The sequence below is a fragment of the Pseudomonas sp. SDO5591_S426 genome, assembly GCF_054070755.1.
On sequence record NZ_JBSVXD010000084.1, the window covers coordinates 1 to 25,213 of the forward strand.

Sequence of the window (25,213 nt, forward strand, 5' to 3'; positions counted from 1 at the left end):
CCTAATACATAGATGCAACGGGGCAGCGGTTTTTCAAAAGCGGGTAGACAGTGGGGGCGAGTCCATACATAGGAGCTGCCGAAGGCTGCGATCTTTTTTCTTTGCCATAAGGCAAAAACGCAAATAGACGCTGCACATATCCCGGTTGTACATCACAAATTTGCACTGGTACGATCCAGCATCGCTCGCGCGCGAGCTTCTCTATAAAGAACAATAAAAGCAGGGAGTTAGTGATGACTGCTCAGGTTTCTTCTCCGGCGACCCAGTCCATGGATGCCACGCAAAACGAAGTGCTGGCCGAAGTACGCAACCACATCGGTCACCTGACCCTCAACCGCCCCGCCGGCCTCAACGCCATCACCCTCGACATGGTGCGCAACCTGCACCGCCAGCTCGACGCCTGGGCTCAGGATTCGCAGGTGCATGCAGTGGTTTTACGCGGTGCCGGTGAAAAGGCATTTTGTGCCGGTGGCGATATCCGCTCGCTCTACGACAGTTTCAAAAGCGGTGACACGCTGCACGAAGATTTCTTCGTCGAGGAGTACGCCCTCGACATCGCGATTCACCACTACCGTAAACCGGTGCTGGCGCTGATGGACGGGTTCGTCCTCGGTGGCGGCATGGGTCTGGTGCAAGGCGCCGATCTGCGGGTGGTCACCGAAAAAAGCCGTCTGGCGATGCCGGAAGTGGGCATCGGTTACTTCCCGGACGTCGGCGGCAGCTACTTCCTGCCACGCATTCCCGGTGAACTGGGGATTTATCTGGGCGTCAGCGGCGTGCAGATCCGCGCGGCGGATGCGCTGTATTGCGGCCTGGCCGACTGGTATCTGGACAGCAGTAAACTGGCCACGCTGGACGAAAAGCTCGATCAACTGGAGTGGCGCGACACGCCGTTGAAGGACCTGCAAAGCCTGCTGGCGAAGCTCGCCGTGCAGCAGTTGCCGGATGCGCCATTGGCGACTTTGCGCCCGGCCATCGACCACTTCTTCGCGTTGCCTGACGTGCCGAGTATGGTTGAGCAAATGCGCGAAGTAACGGTCGCCGACAGCCACGAATGGGCGAAAAACACCGCCGACCTGTTGGAGACGCGTTCACCACTGGCCATGGGCGTGACCCTGGAAATGCTGCGTCGCGGTCGGCGCCTGAGCCTTGAACAATGCTTTGCCCTTGAGCTGCACCTGGACCGCCAGTGGTTCGAGCGTGGCGACCTGATCGAAGGCGTGCGCGCCCTGCTGATCGACAAAGACAAGAATCCGCGCTGGAACCCGCCCACCTTGCAGGCGCTGGACGCCGAACACGTGGCGAGTTTCTTCAACGGTTTTGATGAGAGCGGGAGCTGAGCCATGCACGATCTCGAATTGACTGAAGAACAAGTAATGATCCGCGACATGGCCCGGGACTTTGCCCGCGGTGAAATCGCGCCTCACGCCCAGGCCTGGGAAAAGGCCGGCTGGATCGACGACGGTCTGGTGGCGAAGATGGGTGAATTGGGCCTGCTGGGCATGGTGGTGCCTGAGGAATGGGGCGGCACCTACGTCGACTACGTTGCCTACGCGTTGGCGGTGGAAGAAATCTCGGCCGGCGACGGCGCCACCGGTGCGTTCATGAGCATCCACAACTCGGTGGGTTGCGGGCCGGTGCTCAATTACGGCACTGAAGAGCAGAAACAAACCTGGCTGGCTGATCTGGCCAGCGGCCAGACCATCGGCTGCTTCTGCCTGACCGAACCCCAGGCCGGTTCCGAAGCGCACAACCTGCGCACCCGCGCCGAACTGCGTGACGGTCAGTGGGTGATCAACGGCGCCAAGCAATTTGTCAGCAACGGCAAACGGGCGAAACTGGCAATCGTGTTTGCCGTGACCGATCCGGACCTCGGTAAGCGCGGTATTTCAGCGTTCCTGGTGCCGACTGACACCGCCGGGTTCATCGTCGACCGCACCGAACACAAGATGGGCATTCGCGCGTCCGACACCTGTGCCGTGACCCTCAACAACTGCACCATTGCCGAAGCCAACCTGCTGGGTGAACGCGGCAAAGGCCTGGCCATCGCCCTGTCCAACCTCGAAGGCGGCCGCATCGGCATCGCCGCGCAGGCACTGGGCATCGCCCGTGCGGCGTTCGAAGCGGCGCTGGCTTACTCTCGTGATCGTGTGCAGTTTGACAAACCGATCATCGAGCATCAAAGCATCGCCAACCTGTTGGCCGACATGCACATGCAGCTCAATGCTGCGCGGTTGATGATCCTGCATGCCGCGCGCCTGCGCACGGCCGGCAAACCATGCCTGTCGGAGGCTTCGCAAGCCAAGCTGTTCGCCTCGGAAATGGCCGAGAAGGTTTGCTCGTCAGCGATTCAGATTCATGGCGGGTATGGGTATCTGGAGGATTACCCGGTGGAGAAGTATTACCGGGATGCGCGGATCACCCAGATCTACGAAGGGTCGAGCGAGATTCAGCGGATGGTGATTGCCCGCGAGCTGAAGAACTATCTGGTTTGAAGCCCTAAAAGCATCGCTGGCAAGCCAGCTCCCACAGTTCCGGGATGTACACAGTATGTGTGAACGACCGAAAACCCTGTGGGAGCTGGCTTGCCAGCGATGGCGTCCTCAAGAACGCTACATCACTTACCTTTGAACTCCGCCTCACGCTTGGCAATAAACGCCGCCATCCCTTCCTTCTGATCCTGCGTCGCAAACGCCGCATGGAATACCCGACGCTCAAAGCGCACGCCTTCAGACAGGCTCACCTCAAAGGCACGGTTGACGCTTTCCTTGACCATCATCGCAATCGGCAAGGACTTCTTGGCGATCAATGCGGCAACTTTCAGCGCCTCGTCCAACAGCTCATCGCTCGGCACGATGCGCGCCACGATCCCGCAACGCTCTGCTTCCACCGCATCGATCAGGCGCCCGCTCAGGCACATTTCCATGGCCTTGGCCTTGCCCACGGCGCGGGTCAGGCGCTGGGTGCCGCCCATGCCCGGCAGCACGCCAAGGTTGATTTCCGGCTGGCCGAATTTGGCGTTGTCGCCGGCCAGGATAAAGTCGCACATCAGCGCCAGTTCACAGCCGCCGCCCAAGGCAAAACCGTTGACCGCAGCGATGATCGGCTTGCGACGGTTGGCCACGCGATCGCTGTCGCTGAACAGGTCGTCCAGATAGATTTGCGGGTAGGTCAGCTCAGCCATTTCCTTGATGTCGGCACCAGCGGCGAAAGCTTTTTTCGAGCCGGTCAGCACGATGCAACCGATGTTCGAATCGGCTTCCAGGCCATCGAGGGCGTGGTTCAGTTCCCTGACGATCTGCGCGTTCAACGCATTCAGCGCTTGCGGACGGTTGAGGGTGATCAGGCCAACACGGCCGTGGGTTTCCAGCAAAATCGTTTCGTAGTTCACGTAATGGTTCCTTCTTTCAAAGATTGCGCGAAATGACCATGCGCTGAATGTCGCTGGTGCCTTCGTAGATCTGGCAGACCCGCACGTCGCGGTAGATGCGCTCCAGCGGGAAGTCGTTCAAGTAACCGTAACCGCCGAGGGTTTGCAAGGCCGAGGAACAGACCTTTTCGGCCATTTCCGAGGCGAACAGCTTGGCCATCGACGCTTCGACCAACGCCGGTTTGCCGCTGTCACGCAGGGCGGCGGCGTAATGCACCATTTGCCGGGCCACGGCAATCTGGGTCGCCATGTCCGCCAGGCGGAATGCCACGGCCTGATGCTCGATGATCGGCTTGCCGAAACTCTCACGCTCACGGGCGTAATCGCGGGCCGCTTCGAACGCAGCGCGGGCCATGCCCACCGATTGCGATGCGATCCCGACACGCCCACCTTCGAGGTTGGCCAGGGCAATCCGGTAACCTTCGCCCTCTTCGCCCAAGCGGTTGGCCACCGGGACTTTGACGTCTTCGAAGAGGATCTGGCAGGTGTCGGAGGCGTGCTGGCCGAGTTTGTCCTCGACACGCGCGACTTTGTACCCCGGCGAGTCGGTAGGCACGATGAACGCGCTGATGCCGCGCTTGCCTGCCGTCGGGTCGGTCACCGCAAACACGATCACGATCCCGGCGTTCTGCCCGGAGGTGATGAACTGCTTGCAGCCGTTGAGCACGTAGTGATCGCCGTTTAGTTTGGCGCGGGTTTTCAGGCCGCTGGCGTCGGAACCGGCCTGGGGTTCGGTCAGTGCGAAAGCGCCGAGCATTGCGCCGCTGGCCAACGGCTTGAGGAAGCGTTCTTTCTGCTCATCGTTGCCGTAATGCAGGATCGGCACGCAGCCCACCGAGTTGTGCACGCTCATGATGGTCGAGCAGGCGCCATCGCCGGCGGCGATTTCTTCCAGGGCCATGGCGTAGGCCAGGTAACCGGTGTCGCAACCGCCCCACTGCTCCGGCACCAACATGCCGAAGAAGCCCAGCTCGGCCATCTCGCCGATGGCTTCCTTCGGGAAGCGATGCTCACGGTCCCACTCGGCGGCGAACGGTTTGAGCCGTTCCTCGGCGAATTGCCGGGCCATGTCGCGGATTTGTTGTTGGTCGTCATTGGGGATCATGGCAATTCCTTAATATGTAACGGTCCCCTGTAGGAGCTGCCGCAGGCTGCGATCTTTTGATCTTGCTTTTTTTAACCATCAAAAGATCGCAGCCTCGTTGCACTCGACAGCTCCTACAGGGGATGGCGGTGACTTTAGTAGAGGCATTCCACGGCCATGGCCGTCGCTTCGCCGCCACCGATGCAGATCGCCGCAACGCCGCGCTTCAAGTTCTTTTGGCGCAGGGCCGAGAGCAAGGTCACGAGGATCCGCGCACCAGACGCACCAATCGGGTGGCCCAGGGCGCAAGCGCCGCCGTGCACGTTGAGTTTCTCGTGGGGGATTTCCAGATGCGTCATCGCGGCCATGCCGACCACGGCGAAGGCTTCGTTGACTTCCACCAGATCGACTTCATTGAGCGACCAGCCGGTTTTCTTCATCAACTTCTTGATCGCGCCAATCGGTGCGACGGGGAACAGACCCGGCGTATCGGCAAATGCCGCATGACCATGGATCACGGCCAGTGGTTTCAAGCCACGCTTTTCAGCTTCGGAGCGACGCATCAGCACCAGTGCCGCCGCGCCGTCGGAGATCGAACTGGAGTTCGCCGCCGTCACCGTACCGCCATCGCGAAACGCCGGTTTCAGCGAGGCGATCTTGTCCAGCTTGGCCTTTGGCGGCTGCTCATCGTTGCTGATCGTCACCTGTTCTTTGCCAACAGTTACGGTCAGCGGCACGATCTCGTCCTTGAAGCTGCCGTCCTTGATCGCCTGTTGGGCGCGGGTAGTCGACGCGATGGCAAATGCGTCCTGAGCCTCGCGGCTGAAGCCGTTGGTTTCGGCGCAGTCTTCGGCAAAGGTGCCCATCAGGCGGCCCTTGTCGTAGGCGTCTTCCAGGCCGTCGAGGAACATCGAATCCTGTATCTTGCCGTGGCCCATGCGGTAGCCGCTGCGGGCGCGGTCCAGCAGGTACGGCGCGTTGGACATGCTTTCCATGCCCCCGGCAATGACCACGTCGGCGCTGCCGGCGACCAGCATGTCGTGGGCCAGGATGGTCGCTTCCATGCCCGAGCCGCACATTTTGTTGAGGGTGGTGCAACGGGTGGATTTATCCAGCCCGGCGCCCAGCGCAGCCTGGCGGGCCGGGGCCTGGCCGAGACCGGCAGGCAATACGCAACCGAACAGCACTTCATCGACGGCATCGGTAGCGACACCGGCACGTTCGACCGCTGCTTTAATCGCGGCAGCACCGAGTTGCGGAGCGGTCAGGCTTTTCAGTTCGCCCTGAAAACCACCCATCGGGGTGCGGACGGCGCTGACGATGACAATCGGATCGTTGGAAAGGCTCATGTCAATTCCTCCTTATTTCGCGGCCATGCGCAAGGCACCGTCGAGACGGATCACCTCGCCATTAAGCATGCTGTTTTCAATGATATGCCGTACCAGCGACGCGTACTCGGCAGGTTTGCCCAGACGCGGCGGGAACGGTACGCCAGCCGCCAGGGAGTCACGGACTTCCTGGGTCATGCCAGCCATCATCGGTGTTTCGAAAATGCCCGGGGCGATGGTCATCACACGGATGCCGAAGCGCGCCAGTTCACGGGCGGCGGGCAAGGTCAAGCTGACGATGGCGCCTTTGGATGCCGCGTACGCCGCTTGACCGATCTGGCCGTCGTAGGCCGCAGCGGACGCGGTGTTGATGATCACGCCACGTTCGCCATCGGCGTCCGCTTCTGTTTCGGCAATCGCCGCAGAGGCCAGGCGCAGCATGTTGAAGCTGCCGATCAGGTTGACGTTGATCACCTGGCTGAAGCTGGACAGCGCGTGTGGACCGTTCTTGCCGAGGATCTTCTCGCCACGCACGATGCCGGCGCAATTGACCAGTCCGTTGAGGCCGCCAAAGGCTTTGACCGTCGCTTGCAACGCCGCTTCGGCCGCCGCTTCGTTGCTGATGTCCGCCACCACGCTTTGCGCGCCCAGGCGCTGGGCCTGAGCTGCAACGGCGTCGGCGTTCATGTCCACCAGCATCACTTTGGCGCCGGCCGCGACCAGCATTTCAGCGGTGGCCGCACCGAGGCCGGAAGCGCCGCCGGTGACGAGAAAAACCTTGTTTTCGATCTGCATCATTGTGTCCTTGGATTCAAGCTGAGACGTTCTTTGCCGCCGCCTCTTGGGCTTTGGCGATTTCCTGATTACGCAAGATAAAGCGCTGCAATTTGCCGCTTGGGGTTTTCGGCAACTCGCTGACAAATTCGATTTCTCGGGGGTAAGAATGCGCCGCCAGACGCTTGCGCACGTGTTGGCGCAACTCTTCGGCCAACTCCGGCGCGGCGCGGTATTGCGCGCTGAGCACGACGAAGGCTTTGACCAGTTCGGTGCGCTCCGGATCGGGCTTGCCGACGACGGCGGCTTCCACCACTGCCGGGTGCTCGATCAGTGCGCTTTCCACATCGAACGGGCCGACGCGGTAGCCGGAGGTGGTGATCACATCATCGCTGCGCCCGACGAAGCTGATGCTGCCGTCCGGGTTCCACTCGACGGTGTCGCCGCTCAAGTAGTAGTCACCAACGAAGGCTTTGGTCGGTGCGCCTTCGTAACCGGCGAACCAGCACATCGGCGACTGCGTGCGGTCGATGGCCAGAATGCCCGGCTGACCGATGCCCAGTTCCTTGTATTCGTCGTCCAGCACCACGATGCGGTGGCCCGGTGAGGTAAAACCGGCGGCGCCCATGTGGATCGGGTGTTCCAGACCATGATGGTTGCACAGCACCATGCCCAGCTCGGTCTGGCCGTAATGGTCGTGAATGACCACGCCGAGTTGATCGGCAAACCAGCGGATCACTTCCGGGTTCAGCGGCTCGCCGGCGCTGCTGACAATGCGCAGCTTGCCCTTGATCGACTTGGCAAACTCGTCGCCGCCAGCAATCAACAGACGATAAGCGGTCGGCGAACCGGTGAGGTTGGTAATGCCGTATTTGTTGATCACCCGGCAGGTGCTTTCGAGGGTGAACGGGCCATCGTAGAAGGTGATCGGGTGCCCCATCGACATCGGTCCGGTCACACCGAAATAGATGCCGTAGGCCCAACCCGGATCGGCGACGTTCCAGAACGCGTCCTCCGGGCGCAGGTCCACGGCGTCGCGGGTGTAGCTCTGGAACGCGACGATGGCCTTGAGTGGCACCGACAAGGCTTTCGACGGGCCAGTGGTGCCCGAAGTGAACATCAGCAGGAACGGGTCTTCACCGGTCAACATCACCGGTTCGCAGTTGTTGGAATAGTTGGCCAGTTCGGCCCAGAAACTGAAATCGCCCTGAACGATGCCTTGCCCTTTCGGGCCAGCGACGGTGACGATGGTCGGGCAATCGGCGACTTCGGAAAGTTTCGAGCGGTTGACCGAGTCGGTGACCACCACTTTGGCGCCGGAGCAGCCGAGACGGTGCTCGATGGCTTTCGGGCCGAAGGCGGTAAACAAAGGTTGATAGACCGCGCCAATGCGCCAGGTGGCGAACACGGTGATCAGGAGTTCGATGTTGCGTGGCAACAGGCCGGCGACCTTGTCGCCTTTTTTCACGCCTTGCGCTAACAGGAAATTGGCAAAGCGCGCGGCTTTGTCTTGCAGGTCGGTGAAGGTGTACGTGGCGCTGGAGCCGTCTCGACCTTCCCAGAACAAAGCGATCCGGCCGGGCAACGCATGCCGGTCGCAACACTCGACGCAGGCGTTGAGGGCTGTCAGATCGCCCGCGAGTGCGGCGTCGACGGTGTGCTGATAATTGAACTGTGAAACAGCAGACAAGTAATCGCGCATTGCCAGAATCCCTCTGTGTTTTTTATTGGTTGGGGGAACCGTAAACAACAGGGAAATACTCGCTCCGCGCGGGGCGTCGGGCAATGGTCAAAGTTATCAAGTTGCTTGACTGGTTTGGCCAAGATTCAAAGGATGCGGCGCCTGTCAGGGCGCCATCGCGGGCAAGCCTTGCTCCTACAGGATTGATGTGATTTCAGGATTGCCGCATGACCTGTAGGAGCATGGCTTGCCCGCGATGGCGGTAGCGGTCTGAACGCAAAGCTCGGATCAGTTGGATTCGTTAAGAATCAAACTCCGGTAATGCCCCGGATTGGACCCCGACCACTTGCGAAACGCCTTGTAGAACGAACTCGCATCGGCAAACCCCAGCCGCGTGGCGATTTCGGCGAAGCTGATGCTGGGCTCGGCCAGCCAGACAATCGCCAGTTCCTTGCGCACGCTGTCCTTGAGCCCTTGGTAGGTCTGGCCTTCTTCGGCCAGTCGGCGGCGCAGGGTCGAGGCCGACATGCACAGGCGTTGCGCCAGGGCTTCGGTTTCCGGCCATTGCTCGGGGGGTAATTGCCGCAGGTCATGCTTGATGCGGCTCGCCAGACTCTGCGGATCGCGATACTTGACCAGAATGTTCGCCGGCGCATGAGCCAGGAAACGCTTGAGTTCTTCCGCCGTACGCTTGATCGGCAAATCCAGGCAATCGGCGGAGAAAATCATCCGCGTGCGTGGCCGGTCGAACCGCAGGTTCTCGGAAAACATCACCTGATAGTCGTCGCAGAAATCCGGCTGCGGGCAGCGCAGCTCGATGGCCAGGATCGGAATCCGCCGCCCCGCCAGCCAGCACGCCACACCGTGCACGATCATCCAGTAAGTGAAATAGGTGAAGGCGCGACGCGGATCGTGATCGTCTTCCAGCAGCACGATTTCCGCCAGGCTTTGCTGACGCACCAGTTCGGCGGGCATGCGCTCAAGCATCAACGACAGGAAATTCAGGCCGCTGGTGAGTCCCGTCGCCACGTTCGGCTGGATCATGGCGGTGCGACACAGAAACTCGAAACTGCCGGATTTGAGCTTGCGTGGGTCCATCCCGAAAAACTCATCATCCCCACGCCGGGCCAGCAGCCGCCAAAGCCGCGCATAGGCGGTGGCCGGGACGCGAACCTCGGGATTGTCCAGTTGCGTCGGATCGATGCCGACCTTGCACAGCACCTCTTCGGTGGCTGCACCCGGCGCGCAACACTGCAACAGCGCTTCACGCGCCAGTTGGATGGAGATGGTGTCTTTTTCCGACATTGAGCGCGGCAAGCCCTGTTCTTGTTTGAGTGGTGGGCATATTAGCGCACGCAGATCCCTGTGGGAGCGAGCCTGCTCGCGATTGCGGTGGATCAATCAACATTGATGTCGGCTGTGCGTCATCGCGAGAAGGCTCACTCCTACAGGAGCTTGCGATGTTCTTAAGATCGTTCAGCTTACGTTCAGGTAATTGTCAATGAATCCCATATGGGAATGAGTGTCATTATGTTACAAATTAGCACCCTATCTAAATCCGAGACGCTGCTGAATGCTCGTTCCTTTTCTGATCATGCTGCGCGAAGGCATCGAGGCCGCGTTGATCGTTGGCATCATCGCCAGCTACCTGAAACAAACGGGCCGTGGCCAATGGATGCCCGCCGTATGGATCGGCGTATTTCTTGCCGCCGCCCTCGCCCTGCTGGTGGGTGGCGGCCTGGAACTGGTCAGCGCTGAATTCCCGCAGAAACAACAGGAACTGTTTGAAGGCGTGGTCGGCCTGGTGGCCGTCGGCATCTTGAGTTCGATGGTGTTCTGGATGCGCAAGGTGGCGCGTTCGATCAAGCATTCGCTGCACGTGTCCCTCGATCAGGCATTGACCGGTTCCAGACATCAAGTGACCGCGCTGATCGCCATGGTGTTTTTCGCCGTGGCCCGGGAGGGCCTGGAAACGGTGTTTTTCCTGCTCGCGGTGTTCCAGCAAAGCGAAGGCCCGGCGGCACCGATCGGCGCCCTGCTCGGCCTGATCCTGGCGATCATCGTCGGTTTCCTGATCTACAGCGGCAGCATGCGCCTGAACCTCGGCGCGTTCTTCCGCTGGACCGGCCTGTTCATTCTTGTGGTGGCGGCCGGAATTCTCGCCAATTCCGTGCAGGCACTGCATGAAGCCGGCGTGTGGAACCACCTGCAAACCGTGCTCTTCGACATCAGCGCGACGCTGCCGATGGACGGCCCGTTGGGTTCGGTGCTGGCCGGCATGTTCGGCTATCAGGACGCGCCAACCGTCAGCACCCTCGGCGCTTACCTGATTTATCTGGTAGTGGCGCTGGTGATGTTTTTTCTCCCGGCCCCGGCGCCAGTCAAACAGTCTTCTTCCGTTTCCAGTCAGTAAGGGCAACCATGCCAAATCCAGCCCCTCCCCAGGCTTCCCCTCCGCGCGCCTTGCGCTGGGCGGTGGCCGGTTCGGTGATCGTGATGATCGCCGCCGGCGGCCTGTTCTACCACGCCTCGAAAATGGCCGCCGCCAAGCGCCAGTCCAACCACGATGAAGTGCTGGTGACGATTCACCCGCACAGCTGCGAGCCGAATGCCCTGACGGTGCCGGCCGGTCGCGCCAGTTTCCGCATCGTCAACCGCTCCGACCGTGCCGTTGAATGGGAAATCCTCGACGGCGTTTTGGTGGTCGAAGAACGCGAGAACATCGCACCAGGCCTGAGCCAGGTGATCAACGCCGACCTGTTGCCCGGCGACTACGCGATCACCTGCGGACTGCTGAGCAATCCGCGCGGCACCCTGCACGTCACGCCGACTGCCGCGTCCGATGCGGCAGCCAAAGCCAAGCCGTCGATGGTGGCGTTTGTCGGGCCGTTGTCGGAGTTCCGCGTCTACCTGAGCAGCCAAAGCACGACGCTGATCAAAGCCGTTACCGCACTCGATCAAGCCATTGCAGCCGGTGACTTGAGCCAGGCTCAAGCCTTGTACCTGCCGGCCCGCGCCGCGTATCAACGACTGGCCCCGGCGGCTCAACGCCTGGCTGAACTGGACAACGCAATCAACGCCCGCGCCGATTACTTCGAAAAACGCGAACAGGACCCGGACTTCAGCGGTTTCCATCGCCTCGAATACGCGCTGTTCCAGCAACGCAACGTGGACGGACTGGCGCCGGTCGCCGAGCGCCTGCTCGCCGATGTCACCGCCCTCAAGCAACAGTTGTTGGCCCAGACGCTGCCACCGGAGCAACTGGTGAGCATCGTCGTGCGCAACCTCAACACCCTCGCCGACGTGCGTGCCGCCAGCGGTGAAGAGGAACGCTACAGCCACAGCGACCTCAACGGTTTTGCCGGCAATCTCGACGCCGCACGCAAAGTCGTCGATTTGCTGCGCCCGTTGCTGGCGAAGTCCGCCGCCGAGCTACTGCCGACAATCGACACTGCGCTCAATGCTTTCGATACCGAACTCAATGGCTTCAAGGTCGACGACGGTTACGCCAGCTACGACAGCGTCAGCGCCGAACAGCGCAAACAGATCGCCGACAAGGCCAAGGCCCTGGCCGATGCACTCGACGGAATCGATCCCGCCCTTGGCCTTTCCGGCCTGTAAGCAGAAGACCACTTTCAGATGAACGATTCAGAGCAATTCAACCTTCAGCGTCGCCGGGTATTGATGGGCATGGGCGCTGCCGGTGTCGCCCTTGCAGGCTCCGCGCTGAGCTGCCCGGCCATGGCCGCCAGCCCCGCGCAGGTCACCGAAGCACCAAGCAGCGACCGCACCGAAGATCGTCACGACTTCCACGGCAAACACCAGAGCGGCATCGTCATCCCGCGCCCGGCGTCCGGCATGCTGGTGTCGTTTGATGTGCTGGCCAGCAACCGCGAAGACCTGGAGCGTCTGTTCCGCACCCTCAACGAGCGCATCGCGTTCCTGATGAAGGGCGGCCCGGTCACTCAGGTCGACCCGAAATTGCCACCGGTGGATTCGGGGATTCTCGGCCCGGTCGTCACCCCGGATAACCTGACCATCACCGTGTCGGTCGGCGAATCGCTGTTCGACGAGCGTTTTGGATTGGCCGACGCCAAACCCAAACGCCTGATGCGCATGGTCGGCTTCCCTAACGATGCACTGGAAGCCGATTGCTGCCACGGCGACTTGAGCTTGCAGTTCTGCGCCAACACCACCGATACCAACATCCACGCCCTGCGCGACATCGTGAAAAACCTGCCGGACCTGCTGTTGGTGCGCTGGAAACAGGAAGGCAGCGTGCCGCCCCAGGCGCCGGCGAAACCCGGTGTACCGGCGCAGAGCGCGCGTAATTTCCTGGGGTTTCGTGACGGCTCGGCCAACCCCGACTCCAACGACGCCAAGGCCATGGACAGCATCGTCTGGGTCCAGTCCGGCAGCGATGAACCCGTCTGGGCGGCGGGTGGCAGCTATCAGGCAGTGCGGATCATCCGCAACTTCGTCGAGCGCTGGGACCGCACGCCACTACAGGAACAGGAAAGCATCCTCGGCCGGATCAAAAGCACGGGTGCGCCCATGGGCGGATCCCATGAAACGCAAGTGCCGGATTACGCCAAGGACCCGGAAGGCAAGCTGACCAAACTCGACGCACACATTCGCCTGGCCAACCCGCGCACCGCCGCGACCCAGGCCAACCTGATCCTGCGCCGGCCGTTCAACTACTCAAACGGCGTGAACAAGAACGGTCAGCTCGACATGGGCCTGCTGTTCATCTGCTACCAAGCGGATCTGGAAAAGGGCTTTATCGCCGTGCAAACCCGCCTCAATGGCGAGCCGCTGGAGGAATACCTCAAGCCCGTTGGCGGCGGTTACTTCTTCACCCTGCCCGGCGTTACCGGCGACCAGGATTTCATCGGTCGCTCGCTGCTTGCTGCCACACAACCCACAAAAACCGCATAAATACCCAACACGGAGCCGTCCCATGAAAAAGTCGCCACTGGCGTTAATGCTGACCCTAGGCTTGCTCAACACCCCGCTTTCCGCTTTCGCGGCGACGGCACCGCTGGAGTTGGTGCAGCCGATTTCCGACTACAAAATCTACGTCACCGAGCAACTGGACGAACTGGCCAGCCACACTCAGCAGTTCACCGACGCGGTGAAAAAGGGTGACCTGGCCACCGCGAAAAAACTCTACGCGCCGACCCGGGTTTACTACGAGTCAATCGAGCCGATTGCCGAACTGTTCAGTGACCTCGATGCGTCCATCGACTCCCGCGTCGACGACCACGAAAAAGGCGTGAAAGCCGAAGATTTCACCGGTTTCCACCGCATCGAATACTCGTTGTTTTCGGAAAACAGCACCAAGGGTCTGGGCGAACTGGCCGACGGTCTGAACAAAGACGTCAAAGACCTGCAAACCCGCGTCGCCGGCCTGACCTTTCCGCCGGAAAAAGTCGTCGGCGGTGCTGCTGCACTGCTGGAAGAAGTCGCGGCCACCAAGATCTCCGGTGAGGAAGACCGCTACAGCCACACCGACCTTTACGACTTCCAGGGCAACATCGACGGCGCGAAGAAAATCGTCGACCTGTTCCGTCCGCAGATCGAAAAACAGGACGCGGCATTCGTTGCCAAAGTCGACAAAAACTTCGCCACGGTGAACACCATTCTGGCCAAGTACAAAACCAGGGACGGCGGTTTCGAGACTTACGACAAAGTGAAGGAAAACGACCGCAAGGCGCTGGTGGGCCCGGTGAATACCCTGGCTGAGGATTTGTCGACGTTGCGGGGCAAACTCGGCTTGAATTAAGGATCGGCCTGTTCAGGACCACCGTCGCCCTGCGACTGAAACTCACATTCAGCCGCAGGGTCGTCTGACCGCACGGGCATGACCGAATCAGTGCTCCACCCGCCCCGGCGTTTCATGCTAATGCGCAGTTGCCGGAGCTACAAAATTATCAATTACGCGACCCACCGGCGTTCCGTTTTTATCGAGCGCATACCATTTGCCGTTATCCAGAGTGGCCACGATTTGGGTGCTATTTACCCGTCCCATGACACCGACGATCCTGGATTGACGAGATAACCTGGCAGCCGCTTCAGCGGCGAATCCTCCAAAGTATCCCCTCAGTCGATCCACGCATGTTTGTAAACGGCTAATTCCCGATTCTGTTAAGGCAAATACGCCAGTCGTCAACATTTTACCGAAGGAAGTGATAGCTCTTCCTCCACCGGCGATCATATCCACGACACCATCCAGTGGATTCATCATGGAAACTAAGGTTGTGCCGGTGATTTTGACGGCTTCAAACGCCTTGACGCTGACCGGTCTGACGGGCCTCAACGCACTGGAAATTTTTCCCACGCCACCTCCCAGGGCATTCAACCCTGAAACAAGGTCCGTGAAACAACCAAAAGCGCCATTGATGAACCCCATACGTTTCCCGGAATTAAGGTCGTCAACGCAACCTACGAACGGAATAAGCTGTAGCAAAAAATTTTTGACTTTTTCCCAGTACGCACGATTTTCCTCTGCGCTGGTTTGCCCTTTTGCTTTTTTGAAAAGAAACTCTTCATACCCCTGTAAAAAGTTATCGCTCACGATTCGCTTGGCGATATCTACGGTTTTGGCCGAGAAGTAACTATTGGGCACGTTCGTCGTTTGCTCGGCAGATACGTCCTTGGCGGGAATGGTTTCTCCCAACTGTTCGACGATCAGTTTTTCGGATGTGGCGCCGGCTTTCGGTTTCGCTCCTTCAGAATAGGCGGAGAAATCAAACGGCAGTTCAGTTCCACGCTGTATGGGAAATCTACCCGCGGGACCTCGGCCACTGACTTTTACCTTTATTGTTTTAATCTCACCATCGAGTGGCAAGTCATGGGGTAAATCCGTGCGTTTGATCATGATCATCCGCCCCGGAAATACCTCGTAGTAACTAACCTGCTGATTATATTCGCAGCGTAAAAGCACCCCTTGATGCCCACGCATCGCCGCCCGATCCTCCGCTGTTTCGTCTTCCTTGAGCCTTCCGGTTTCCTCGCGCAACGTAAATAACCTGATCTCGCCAAGTTCAATGCTCTGGCGCTCGTCCAATGGTAACGCTGCGATCATGGATTTTGTTGCACACAAAAAACTGGCAGTGTCCGACTCGAAATGCCTTTTGACTGACTCAGTTAACAAATTGTCAAGGTCAGGCAACTTTATTCGAAACCAGTCGAAGGTATGGCGCCCCATCGAAATATTGGACATCTGCCAACCCGCGCTAGACAAATCTCCATCTATATATGCCTCTACGAATGACTTTTCGGTACTTCCATCGCTAACCTTTATATCTTCGATCGGCACGCTGACGTACGGGCCGTAAAGTTTATTAAGTTCTTTTATCGCAATTTCATTTCGCGTCACAAGATCGCGTTTGAAACCTTCAATAGCCTGGGCCAGTTCCTTGCGTTGCGTCGAAAATTTGCTCGCTGCGATGTAATAGTCGTCAGAAGAATAGGAGGCGCGTTGAGGAATAATCCCGTTCATGACTCCCCATATCACCAGGATATCAACGGCGAGGGTCTTGAACAGCATTTGCTGCTCGGGCGTGTTGGGCGTAAGAAGTGCGAGGTCCATCAACTGGGACATCGTCATTGCTCGCGAGCACCCGGGTTTCTGAGTCTCGGCAATCGCGACGCCCAAGCGCAAAGTCATCCAGCCAGCGGTGCCTACCTGCACCCCTTTGGCGATATCGTATGCCAGAAATTCTGGTGCGGCATCCACTAGAAACAGATGGGCAATCAGTGGCGCAGTGCGTTCGCTGACACCTTTGTGTTGCACCAGATGCCGTTCAATTTCCGTCAGCACTTCATTGACATCACGTCCCAGGTTTTTCGGCTGATAGACGTCATAACCTGCGACCGTTCCGGGCTTGCCAGAGGCATCGGGATCGACGGCCAACTTGATTGCAGCCAGCAAAATCTGTTGCTTGATTTCAACCGAGGCCGTTTGCCCTTCCAATGCACCATACCAACCAAGCTCCCTGAGCATTTGCTGCGCCCAGGAATTCGATTGTTCTGATGCCAACATGTCTTCCAGTATAGATTCAGCATTATCACGCCGATATTCAACGGGACGGTCGAGTTCGGAGGCATTACACAGCACGTCAATAATTGATGCTGCACCATTTAATAGTTTTCGGGAAACCCCAATGATTGTCGTTCTTTCGACCGGTGTCAGTGTCGCCGATGATGGCGTGAGAGCCAACAATCCTGCGCCGCAATCGCCCAGAGGCATGGATGTTGGCAACGAAGTTTGCAGCCATCGAATAACGTTGCGCACTTCTCCCGCTGTCTTTGGAGATCCAAAACCTCTGAAGTTCACTGTCTGCTGCAGATCGAAAGATAACGTTGAATAGAGCGCATTCCCCGTGTCCTTGATCTGTTGCAATAGCATGTTGAATGGCGCCAGCAAATTACTGTCTGCACTCACGGAATTCGTTATGTCGTACCACAGGGCGGGTGGCATCAGGACCTGAATTCTATTTTCGCTAATTCTCACTGGTGCGACAGTACAATCGATTTCAAGACGTTGACAGAGTGAGATCATGCCCGGCAGTGCTATAAACTCATGCAAGTGACCAACGATGCTTTTGCATTTTTCATCCAGAGGTGAGCCGTTGGCGACTCTGCTGAACAGGCTGGACAACGAAACCGGCGCGTTATCTGCGAGATTTTTCACGCTTTGTTCAAGCTCATAACTCAACTGCGCACGGGTTTTTTCCTCATGGATCAGCGCCTTGGCCTTATTTAACAGTTCGTCATTTTTGATCGTATCGAACGCCGGCCAACCCTCTGCGCTTAAACGACGGACAAGTTCCGTCGCCTCCTCGGTCGAGGTCGGCGAAGTCTCCCCGTAGAACTGGATGATCACATCGCGATAAACAAGTTCAGGGCCTTCATTCGTAAAAGAAAGTCCGATATCTCCAGGATCAAGTAATTGTCTGGCGATCAGAACTTGCGCTGATACCTGCCACCACCCGGAGTCATCCCATATGGAAAAGCTTTCGTCGCTGCTGACACCATCACGGATGACCTTTCCAGAAACACTATCCGCAAAAACTTTTAATGTATTAAGGGCAAAGCCCTTGGATTCAAACCACTCCAATACCTTTGGGTCGTTCACCGCGTCCCGAAAAAGGCTCGCGGGTTTGTGGATCGAACTGTCGGTAGAAACAGGCATCGGCGTATTTCCAGCCGAGGTCAGTTCCTTCACCACTCGCGCTTGCAGGGTTCGATCCGCGTGCAAAGTGATGTCTGCATCGCTCATGGCATCGAGCACCCATTCGGCGCTTTCACTACCAAGCTCGCTCTCGGCACGTTGGGAGTTCACGGATACGTCTTCTGTCTCGACAAAAGGGTTCCCATCGATGTCCACGCCCATTCTCGATATTTGCAGACGAGCGTAGTGAGCCCGAGCAATGGACTCATCGACCAGTTCCGCGACCGTCATGTCTGGATCCGATGGCGCTGGCTGTTGCATAAGGGACTTAACGTCCGCTACCAACATGGGATCGTCATGAGGGTTCGTATAACCGGATGCCTCACGACGCGCCCTGACCGATTGTACGAATGTCGGCATTGCGTCCAGGGTCAATTGCACTTCATCGATAATTTGTTGGCGTAACCTGGGATCCGCCTCGGCGGCAAAATGAGCCTGGTTGCCTGCCCCCTCGTAGGGAAACCAGCGGCTGTAAAATTCATTCAACGCTGCGTGAATGGCTGCGAACGCCAGTGTTGCAGATGCGTTCGGGTGTTGCCGGGTGAGATGGGTAACCCCGGCCAGCATCGTCACTCCCATTGATCCCAAATGGGCGGCTGACGAACGTAGCCATGCTCCAAGGCTGGCCCCCAACGCTGTGAAATGGCTGTCAGCGTTAGCTTCGGTCGTTTCGGCATAGGGATTTTCCTGCGAGCCGAAGGACGAACCTGGCGTCGTCCGAAACGGAGTTCGTATATCCAGACGTTCCAACCTTTCGGCAATATCACCAAGCAAATACCGAGGGTCTTCCAAATCAAGTGCTTCGGCGGGCCTCCATCCAGTCAGGGTATGGGTAATCTTTGTTAATAGCGCATCCGCCTGCCGGGCCATCTCCAAAGCGTGCTCAACACTTGCAAAGGGAACCACCGATTTGCGTTCAATATCGAATTCAGGAGGGGTATCGGGGTTAACCGGAACATCTTTGACGATGAACGGTTTCGAAGGCTTTTCCGGCAACAACATGATGGATTTGGGATGGGGTTTTTCTGGATACCCATGAAAATTCGAAACATTAACTATCTGGAGTAGATACGCTGCCTTGGCCACTAACCCTTTCGGAACACGATTGGCGTTGATGGTTACAGGGTGGAAGTCGGATTTGCGCTCTATTTCCTCAAGAGTCGATAGCAGCGGAAAGCACTCATCGCTCGTGCCTTCGCGGTGTCGTGAAGTCGGCGCAAGAAACTCGAACATCGCCGTCTCTTCCTCACGGCTACATAGCTGTACTGCTGGATCGGATTTGTCCTTGATGCACTCAATGAGCTCACGGATCTGGCTTGCGTACTCGCTAGGCGCCGTTTCTTCTGAGCGATACTCATCCATGACCTGCAAGCATTTTCCCAGCAGAAGTTGCGTGGCAGCGGATGATGGCCTGAGCGCTGGAATATCCTCCAGGTCCATCCACGGCATATTGGGATCTGCCTGCTCCAAACGCTCACTCATCCATACGGGACTTTGCTCCAGCACCTCGCACAGCCGCTGCCACTGCGCGTCGGTCAACAATTCACCAGAGGCGATTTTTTTATCCCTTTCCTCCCGCGGTAATTGCAATTGCGCCTGTATAAAACCGGCAACACCATGACTGCCACTGGATCGCGAAAAGTTGAGATGCTCGCCAAACTCGACGGCCCATTGGTCCGGGGGCAGGTGAAAAATAGCCTCGAAAATTTCACGCAACCGCTGCGCAGTCATGTCGCATTTGGGCTGGGTCGAGCGCACCATCGCCTCGATGAAAACCTGTTCCAGGTTTTTGCCCATGTGTCTTTGCAAAATGCCACTTTTCAGAACGCTTAGCACTTCGCGCTCTGACAGGATCTGCGTAGTTAAATGCTCGTACAGCGCGCCCCAGGTTTCACTGAAAGAATTCAGATCATCAATTAGATCGCCTTCGCGTTTGCTTCCCTTGCAATACAAGGGAATCTGCACGTCATCCCGGTACATAGCGGGCGCCGCAGCGTAGGTGCGGGCGCTATCAACATAAGGATTAAAAGACCGGGAGCTGTTGTGGACGACCGAAATATCCTCGGCTAACGAGGTCGGCGCCGGGAGTACAAATGAAGGATCAGTGGGTGTCGCGGAACAGGTTCTATTTGAGGGGTGAAATGAGACAGGCAACTTTCAGAATTCCTTTTCGCACAAATGCATCGCGCGAGCCTATAAGCCACGCCCAAAAGGAAATATAAGAAAACGCTCTGTTTCTGGTTATCCCTCACCCCTACCGAACGTTCTGCTTACAGAATGCGATACAGCAACCGCTCAATCCGCACACGACTGACACGCTTGAGAAACTTGGCAACACCCGCCGGATACTCCGGCAATGTTTCCAGATCCTGATATCGCTCGATACGCCGCGTGTGCTGGAAAATCTCCGCCAGTTCCGTGCGGCGTGGCCCCAGCAATTCGCCTTTCGGGTCATCGATCAACAAGGCGTTTTCCAGGTCGAGGCGAAACGCGCGCGGGTTGAGGTTGTTGCCGGTCAGCAAGGTGTAGCGCTGATCGACCCACATGCCCTTGAGGTGATAGGTGTGGTCGCCGTCCTTCCACAGGTGCAGGTTCAACTGGCCGCTGTCGATGTTGCGCTGATGGCGCTTGGCGAAGCGCCGCAGGCTGATTTCGTAGAGATACGGCAGCGCAGAGATCACCTTGAACGGTTCGCTCGGCGGGATGTAGAAGTCATTGGCGGTCTTGTCGCCGACCACGATGTCGATCTTCACACCCCGCGCCAGCGCCCGGTTGATTTCCCGGGTCACGGCCAACGGCAGGTTGAAGTACGGCGTGCAGATGGTCAGTTGATGCTGAGCGCTACCGATCAGCTCACCAATCACCCGGCTCAGCGGGTTGTTCTTGCCGACGCCCAGCAATGGGCTGACCGACAGACCGCTCTTGTCCGTGGAACCCTGGGTGGTGTCGTACGCGGCATGCTTGAGGCGGCTGCGCAGATCGCCGATGTCGTTGCGCAGGCTGCGGGTGGTCGGCAGGTTCGGCAAATCGAGGCGATGCACCGCTTTGGAAGCCACCAGCCCATGCTGAACCAAGTGGTGCATGGAATCGGCCAGCGCACGGTTGTTCAGCAAGTGGTAACGGTCGTAGCGGTACTTGTCGAACTTGTGCAGGTAAACGTTATTAAGGCTCGCACCGCTGTAGATCACGCAGTCATCGATGACGAAACCCTTCAAATGCAACACGCCGAACAGCTCGCGGGTCTGCACCGGCACGCCATACACCGGCACTTCACTTTCGTGAGTACGGGTCATCTCCTGATACCAGGCCGAGTTGCCCGGCTGCTTGCCGGCACCGATCAAACCGCGCTGGGCGCGCAGCCAGTCAACGACCACCACCACTTCCAGTTGCGGACGTGCCAGTTTGGCCGCGTGCAAGGCATCGAGAATTTCCTGGCCGGCCTCGTCCTGTTGCAGGTACAGCGCGACGATATAGATGCGCTGGGTGGCGCTGGCGATTTTTTCCAGCAGGCAACGACGGAACTCGGCAGCGCCGGAGAGGATGGTGACGGCATCGGCGGTCAGCGGAAAACTGCGCAGTTTTGGCAGCAGGGAGCGTTTGAAAAGCGACGGCATAGGGCTCGCAATGGGTCGAATCCAGAGAGTTTGAGAGCTTACACCATGGATCGGTTCGGGTCTTGTTACTGTCTGTAATGGCCCCACCGCCAGCAGGTTGGCTGTGCTCCCACATTTGCTTTGTGTATCCGCCTCAAGATTGTGTCGTGCCTGCTATCATGCGCGACACCCCATCTACAGGACCGCGTCGCGCCCCATGGATTACCGCAAACCCTCCGACCGCAAAAGCATGCACTCGCGCATCGTCCAGGAACTGGGCATGCAGATCGTCTCCGGACGTTTCCTGCCGGACGACAAACTGCCCGCCGAAGCCCTGTTGTGTGAGGAATATGCCGTCAGCCGGCCGGTATTGCGCGAAGCCACGCGGGTTCTGGTCGCCAAGGGCCTGGTGTACTCGCGCCCGCGGGTCGGCACCGTGGTCAAGCCGCGTCGGGAATGGCACATGCTCGACCCGGACGTGCTGCACTGGCTAATGCAAAGCAGCCCGCAGAATGAATTCTTCAGCCTGTTGACCAGCGTGCGCAGCATCATCGAACCGGCGGCCGCCGCCCTCGCCGCGCAATTTGCCACCGACGACGACATCGTCTCCATCGGCGAAGCCTACCAACGCATGGAAGCCGCGCCGACGCCGGAAGCCTTGCTGCAACCGGACCTGGACTTCCACAGCCGCATCGCCGATGCGACCCACAATGACTTGCTGGCCAACCTGTGCAACATGCTTTCGGTGGCCATCGCCGAAGCCTTGAAGCATTCCAACCAGCGACCGAACCTGCATGAACTGGCCTTGCCACGGCACAAGGCGATTCTCACCGCCATCGAGAACCGCGATGCCCTCGGCGCGCGGCATGCGACGCTGGTGCAACTCGATGATGCGCGCAGTGCGTTGAATGTGGTGCTGGGTAGCGATCCTGCCTGACCACGTCAGCCCGGTAGCAGTTCGTCGATGTGTCGATAGTCGGACTGCAACTGCGCCGCCAACATCTTGCTGCGTCCGAGTCGAATCGGCCCACGTTCGATATCGATCAGCAGGCCCGGACACTCAAGAGCGGGCAACGTCTGCCAGTCCTTCAGCCGGCCATCAGTGAGCAACAGCAGCCGTTGCTGCTCCGCCGGAAAACGCTTCTGCCGCGCAGTGAGCCAGCGCCCCGCTTCGCCCAACGCTGCAAGCATCGGTGTGCCGCCACCCGCGCCGAGGCCATCGAGCCAATGACGCAACCCGCTGGACGCTTTCAACCCTTGAACCTGCCACTTCGGCACTTGCCCGCTGGCCGTCAGCAAAGCAAGGCGCGCGCGTTGCCGATAGGCATCATCGAACAGCTGCGCGAGCAAGCCCTTGGCGTCGCTCAACGCCCGATGTCGGCGGGTCGACGCCGAGGCATCGACAATCACCAGCCACAGTTCATGGGGCGAACGGGTGCGCAGATGGAACATCAGCTCTGAGCGCTGACGCGGTCGGCCGTTGAGCAGCGTGCCAGGCCAGTTGACCGTGCCGTTGCGGGCGGCGTGACGCTTGCCTTGTTTGCCGTGATCCAGCCGTCCGGCGCGGGGTCTGGCATTCGCCCCCGCGTCAGATCGAGGGCGAATGCCTAGGGCTTTTTTGGCCAGCTCGGCACTTCACGTCGGGCGCCGATCGGCAGCGCCTGAGCGGGCATTTCGCCCCACTGGCCTTGACCTTCGCTCGGGTTGGTGTTTTGCGGAGCCGTCTGTTGCGGCGCTTGTGAGGATTGCGGCGCGGGCGGTGTGTGTTCGCGACGGCGATGGCGCAAGGCGAACTCGGCAACGGCGTCGATATCTTCCTCGGCGATGCTGCTCGCGCCGCGCCAGGCAGCGTGGGCGCGTGCGGCACGCAACCAGACCAGATCCGCACGCAAGCCATCGACCCCGGCAGCAAAACAGCGCTCAGTGATTTGCGCCAGCGCTGCATCGTCGAGAGGAATAGTCGCCAAAGCGCTGCGCGCCTTCTGGCATCGCTCGCGCAGGTTCGCTTGTTGACTCTCCCACTCGGCACAGAAGCCTTGAGGATCATTGTCGAAATCCAGGCGTCGACGGATGATCTGGCCACGCTCGGCAGGTTGGGTGTGACCACTGAGCGCGACGTTCAAGCCAAAGCGGTCGAGCAGTTGCGGACGCAACTCGCCCTCTTCCGGGTTCATGGTGCCGATCAACACGAACTTCGCGGAATGCCGATGGGAAATGCCATCCCGCTCCACCAGATTCGTGCCGCTGGCGGCGACGTCGAGCAGCAGATCGACCAAGTGGTCGGGCAGCAGATTGACTTCGTCAACGTAGAGCACGCCGCCGTCAGCCTTGGCCAACACACCGGGAGAAAACTGTGCACGACCTTCGCTCAGGGCCGCATCCAGGTCGAGGGTGCCGACCAGACGCTCTTCGGTCGCGCCCAAGGGCAAAGTGACGAATTGACCACTGGCGAGCAAGTCCGCCAGGCCTCGGGCCAGGGTCGACTTGGCCATGCCGCGCGGGCCTTCGATCAGCACGCCGCCGATCTTCGGGTCGATGGCGGTCAGGTACAACGCGAGCTTCAAATCGTCGGCGCCGACCACGGCGGAGAGCGGGAAATGCGGGGTGTCGGTCATTGTTCTATCTCAGTCATGGTCGGTAATGTCATGAACAGCGATGCGGTCAGCCATCTTCTTCTATATCCAATAGCAGGTTTTCCAGCGCCTCTCGGTACTCGCCCGGCTCTTTCCACATTCCGCGCTGTTGCGCTTCGAGCATGCGCTCGGTCATGTCGCGCAAGGCATGGGGATTGTGCTCGCGGACAAAATCCCGGGTGTTCGGGTCGAGCAAGTAGGCATCGGCCAGCAACGCGTACTGGTGATCGTCGATCAACTGCGTGGTGGCGTCGAAGGCGAACAGGTTGTCGACCGTCGCCGCCATTTCGAACGCGCCTTTGTAGCCGTGACGCTTGACCCCGTCGAGCCACTTCGGATTGGCTGCCCGCGAGCGAATCACCCGGTTCAGTTCTTCCTTGAGTGTGCGGATTTTCGGCAAATCCGGCTGGCTATGATCGCCGTGGTAGCTGGCCGCTGCCGCACCGCTGAGGCTTTCGACCGCCGCGAGCATGCCGCCCTGAAACTGGTAATAGTCGTTGGAATCCAGCAGGTCGTGTTCGCGGTTATCCTGATTTTGCAGTACGGCCTGCACCTGGCTCAGACGCTGGGCGAACTGCTCGCGGGCCACGGTGCCTTCGTCAGAGCCACCATAAGCGTAACCGCCCCAATTCAGGTAAACCTCGGCCAGGTCCTCACGACTCTGCCACAGACGACCGTCGATGGCGCCCTGCACGCCCGCGCCATAGGCACCGGGTTTGGCGCCGAAGATCCGCCAACCGGCCTGACGCTTCGCAGCTTCTTCATCGAGCCCCGATTTCAGCAACGCTTCTCGCTCGGCGCGGACCTTGGCTGCCAACGGATTGAGGTCGTCCGGTTCATCCAGCGCGGCGACCGCTTGTACAGCGGCATCAAACAAACGGATCAGATTGGCAAAGGCGTCGCGGAAAAAACCCGAGACTCGCAACGTGACATCCACTCGCGGGCGGTCGAGCAGGCTCAGCGGCAGAATTTCAAAATCGTCGACCCGCTGACTGCCGGTGGCCCAAACCGGACGCACGCCCATCAGCGCCATGGCCTGGGCGATGTCATCGCCGCCGGTGCGCATGGTCGCCGTGCCCCAGACCGACAGGCCGAGCTGACGCAGATGATCGCCGTGATCCTGCAAGTGCCGTTCAAGAATCAGGTTGGCCGACTGGAAACCGATGCGCCATGCGCTGGTGGTCGGCAGGTTACGCACGTCCACCGAATAGAAATTGCGCCCGGTCGGCAGCACGTCCAGACGACCACGACTCGGCGCGCCGCTGGGGCCGGCCGGGACGAAACGACCGTTCAGGGCGTCGAGCAGGCCGCGCATTTCTGCCGGGCCGCAGGCGTCTAGTCTGGGAGCGACTACTTCACGCAGGTGGTCGATGATGTCGCTCACTTCAGAGCTATGTATTTCCTGTGGGAGCGAGCTTGCTCGCGATGGGGTGTCAGCCACATTGATGTCGA

18 protein-coding genes are annotated in these 25,213 nt (G+C 59.1%); 7 read left to right on the forward strand and 11 right to left on the reverse strand.

Annotation, left to right across the window (positions count from 1 at the left end; all coding sequences use genetic code 11):
- Positions 1-233 precede the first annotated feature (233 nt).
- Positions 234-1,340, forward strand: coding sequence for an enoyl-CoA hydratase/isomerase family protein (locus ACW9JC_RS17165; protein ID WP_457456313.1), 1,107 nt, complete (start codon positions 234-236; stop codon positions 1,338-1,340).
- A 3-nt stretch (positions 1,341-1,343) separates the two neighbouring features.
- Positions 1,344-2,495: an acyl-CoA dehydrogenase family protein gene (locus ACW9JC_RS17170; protein WP_457456315.1), complete on the forward strand. Its 1,152-nt coding sequence runs from the start codon at positions 1,344-1,346 to the stop codon at positions 2,493-2,495.
- Between the two features lie 122 nt (positions 2,496-2,617).
- Here the strand turns inward: ACW9JC_RS17170 and ACW9JC_RS17175 are convergent, their stop codons facing one another.
- The 6 genes from ACW9JC_RS17175 to ACW9JC_RS17200 all read right to left on the reverse strand — a co-directional run bounded on the left by ACW9JC_RS17175 (position 2,618) and on the right by ACW9JC_RS17200 (position 9,602).
- Complete coding sequence (locus tag ACW9JC_RS17175) at positions 2,618-3,391, reverse strand: enoyl-CoA hydratase (protein WP_457456317.1); 774 nt, start codon at positions 3,389-3,391, stop codon at positions 2,618-2,620.
- Between the two features lie 16 nt (positions 3,392-3,407).
- The gene (locus ACW9JC_RS17180; RefSeq protein WP_416130364.1) at positions 3,408-4,535 is read right to left on the reverse strand and encodes an acyl-CoA dehydrogenase; all 1,128 of its coding nucleotides are present in this window, start codon (positions 4,533-4,535) and stop codon (positions 3,408-3,410) included.
- Between the two features lie 134 nt (positions 4,536-4,669).
- Positions 4,670-5,863 (reverse strand): acetyl-CoA C-acyltransferase, encoded by a 1,194-nt coding sequence (locus tag ACW9JC_RS17185; protein WP_457456319.1) that lies wholly within the window; start codon positions 5,861-5,863, stop codon positions 4,670-4,672.
- Between the two features lie 12 nt (positions 5,864-5,875).
- A complete protein-coding gene (locus ACW9JC_RS17190; protein ID WP_457456321.1) occupies positions 5,876-6,637 on the reverse strand; it encodes an SDR family NAD(P)-dependent oxidoreductase in 762 nt (253 codons plus the stop codon).
- Between the two features lie 16 nt (positions 6,638-6,653).
- Positions 6,654-8,318: an AMP-binding protein gene (locus ACW9JC_RS17195; RefSeq protein WP_457456323.1), complete on the reverse strand. Its 1,665-nt coding sequence runs from the start codon at positions 8,316-8,318 to the stop codon at positions 6,654-6,656.
- Positions 8,319-8,585: 267 nt separating this feature from the next.
- Positions 8,586-9,602, reverse strand: coding sequence for an AraC family transcriptional regulator (locus tag ACW9JC_RS17200; protein ID WP_457456343.1), 1,017 nt, complete (start codon positions 9,600-9,602; stop codon positions 8,586-8,588).
- Positions 9,603-9,870: 268 nt separating this feature from the next.
- Here ACW9JC_RS17200 and efeU point away from each other — a divergent pair, with 268 nt between their 5' ends.
- The 4 genes from efeU to efeO (ACW9JC_RS17220) are packed head-to-tail and all read left to right on the forward strand — an operon-like array spanning position 9,871 to position 14,082.
- Positions 9,871-10,710, forward strand: coding sequence for an iron uptake transporter permease EfeU (gene efeU, locus ACW9JC_RS17205; RefSeq protein ID WP_457456325.1), 840 nt, complete (start codon positions 9,871-9,873; stop codon positions 10,708-10,710).
- An 8-nt stretch (positions 10,711-10,718) separates the two neighbouring features.
- The gene (gene efeO / locus ACW9JC_RS17210; RefSeq protein ID WP_457456327.1) at positions 10,719-11,918 is read left to right on the forward strand and encodes an iron uptake system protein EfeO; all 1,200 of its coding nucleotides are present in this window, start codon (positions 10,719-10,721) and stop codon (positions 11,916-11,918) included.
- An 18-nt stretch (positions 11,919-11,936) separates the two neighbouring features.
- Positions 11,937-13,235 carry an iron uptake transporter deferrochelatase/peroxidase subunit gene (efeB, locus tag ACW9JC_RS17215; protein WP_457456330.1) on the forward strand — a complete coding sequence of 433 codons (1,299 nt, stop codon included), beginning with the start codon at positions 11,937-11,939 and terminating at the stop codon, positions 13,233-13,235.
- Positions 13,236-13,257: 22 nt separating this feature from the next.
- Positions 13,258-14,082 carry an iron uptake system protein EfeO gene (gene efeO, locus ACW9JC_RS17220; protein WP_457456332.1) on the forward strand — a complete coding sequence of 275 codons (825 nt, stop codon included), beginning with the start codon at positions 13,258-13,260 and terminating at the stop codon, positions 14,080-14,082.
- A gap of 117 nt (positions 14,083-14,199) precedes the next feature.
- Here efeO (ACW9JC_RS17220) and ACW9JC_RS17225 read toward each other — a convergent pair whose 3' ends face one another.
- Both ACW9JC_RS17225 and pssA read right to left on the reverse strand, forming a co-directional pair.
- Entirely contained in the window at positions 14,200-19,515 is a 5,316-nt protein-coding gene (locus ACW9JC_RS17225; protein ID WP_457456334.1) for a hypothetical protein, read from the reverse strand.
- 290 nt (positions 19,516-19,805) lie between these two features.
- The gene (gene pssA / locus ACW9JC_RS17230; protein ID WP_457456336.1) at positions 19,806-21,149 is read right to left on the reverse strand and encodes a CDP-diacylglycerol--serine O-phosphatidyltransferase; all 1,344 of its coding nucleotides are present in this window, start codon (positions 21,147-21,149) and stop codon (positions 19,806-19,808) included.
- A gap of 196 nt (positions 21,150-21,345) precedes the next feature.
- Between pssA and ACW9JC_RS17235 the strand changes: the two genes are divergently transcribed.
- Positions 21,346-22,065, forward strand: coding sequence for a FadR/GntR family transcriptional regulator (locus tag ACW9JC_RS17235; RefSeq protein ID WP_338581067.1), 720 nt, complete (start codon positions 21,346-21,348; stop codon positions 22,063-22,065).
- A 5-nt stretch (positions 22,066-22,070) separates the two neighbouring features.
- On the opposite strand, the gene ACW9JC_RS17240 is transcribed toward ACW9JC_RS17235, so the two are convergent.
- The 3 genes from ACW9JC_RS17240 to ACW9JC_RS17250 all read right to left on the reverse strand — a co-directional run.
- Complete coding sequence (locus ACW9JC_RS17240) at positions 22,071-22,754, reverse strand: vWA domain-containing protein (protein WP_457456345.1); 684 nt, start codon at positions 22,752-22,754, stop codon at positions 22,071-22,073.
- Positions 22,736-23,743, reverse strand: a complete 1,008-nt coding sequence (locus ACW9JC_RS17245) for an ATP-binding protein (protein WP_457456339.1) — start codon at positions 23,741-23,743, stop codon at positions 22,736-22,738. Before ACW9JC_RS17245 ends, ACW9JC_RS17240 begins: the two co-directional genes overlap by 19 nt.
- A gap of 46 nt (positions 23,744-23,789) precedes the next feature.
- The coding region (locus ACW9JC_RS17250; protein ID WP_457456341.1) for a cobaltochelatase subunit CobN at positions 23,790-25,213 on the reverse strand (1,424 nt) is incomplete at its 5' end.

Coding starts and splice junctions, on each gene's coding strand:
- ACW9JC_RS17165 (WP_457456313.1), top strand. CDS start 234: ATGACTGCTCAGGTTTCTTCTCCGGCGACCCAGTCCATGGATGCCACG.
- ACW9JC_RS17170 (WP_457456315.1), top strand. CDS start 1,344: ATGCACGATCTCGAATTGACTGAAGAACAAGTAATGATCCGCGACATG.
- ACW9JC_RS17180 (WP_416130364.1), bottom strand. CDS start 4,535: ATGATCCCCAATGACGACCAACAACAAATCCGCGACATGGCCCGGCAA.
- ACW9JC_RS17185 (WP_457456319.1), bottom strand. CDS start 5,863: ATGAGCCTTTCCAACGATCCGATTGTCATCGTCAGCGCCGTCCGCACC.
- ACW9JC_RS17190 (WP_457456321.1), bottom strand. CDS start 6,637: ATGCAGATCGAAAACAAGGTTTTTCTCGTCACCGGCGGCGCTTCCGGC.
- ACW9JC_RS17195 (WP_457456323.1), bottom strand. CDS start 8,318: ATGCGCGATTACTTGTCTGCTGTTTCACAGTTCAATTATCAGCACACC.
- ACW9JC_RS17200 (WP_457456343.1), bottom strand. CDS start 9,602: ATGTCGGAAAAAGACACCATCTCCATCCAACTGGCGCGTGAAGCGCTG.
- efeU (WP_457456325.1), top strand. CDS start 9,871: ATGCTCGTTCCTTTTCTGATCATGCTGCGCGAAGGCATCGAGGCCGCG.
- efeO (WP_457456327.1), top strand. CDS start 10,719: ATGCCAAATCCAGCCCCTCCCCAGGCTTCCCCTCCGCGCGCCTTGCGC.
- efeB (WP_457456330.1), top strand. CDS start 11,937: ATGAACGATTCAGAGCAATTCAACCTTCAGCGTCGCCGGGTATTGATG.
- efeO (WP_457456332.1), top strand. CDS start 13,258: ATGAAAAAGTCGCCACTGGCGTTAATGCTGACCCTAGGCTTGCTCAAC.
- ACW9JC_RS17225 (WP_457456334.1), bottom strand. CDS start 19,515: ATGTACCGGGATGACGTGCAGATTCCCTTGTATTGCAAGGGAAGCAAA.
- pssA (WP_457456336.1), bottom strand. CDS start 21,149: ATGCCGTCGCTTTTCAAACGCTCCCTGCTGCCAAAACTGCGCAGTTTT.
- ACW9JC_RS17235 (WP_338581067.1), top strand. CDS start 21,346: ATGGATTACCGCAAACCCTCCGACCGCAAAAGCATGCACTCGCGCATC.
- ACW9JC_RS17245 (WP_457456339.1), bottom strand. CDS start 23,743: ATGACCGACACCCCGCATTTCCCGCTCTCCGCCGTGGTCGGCGCCGAC.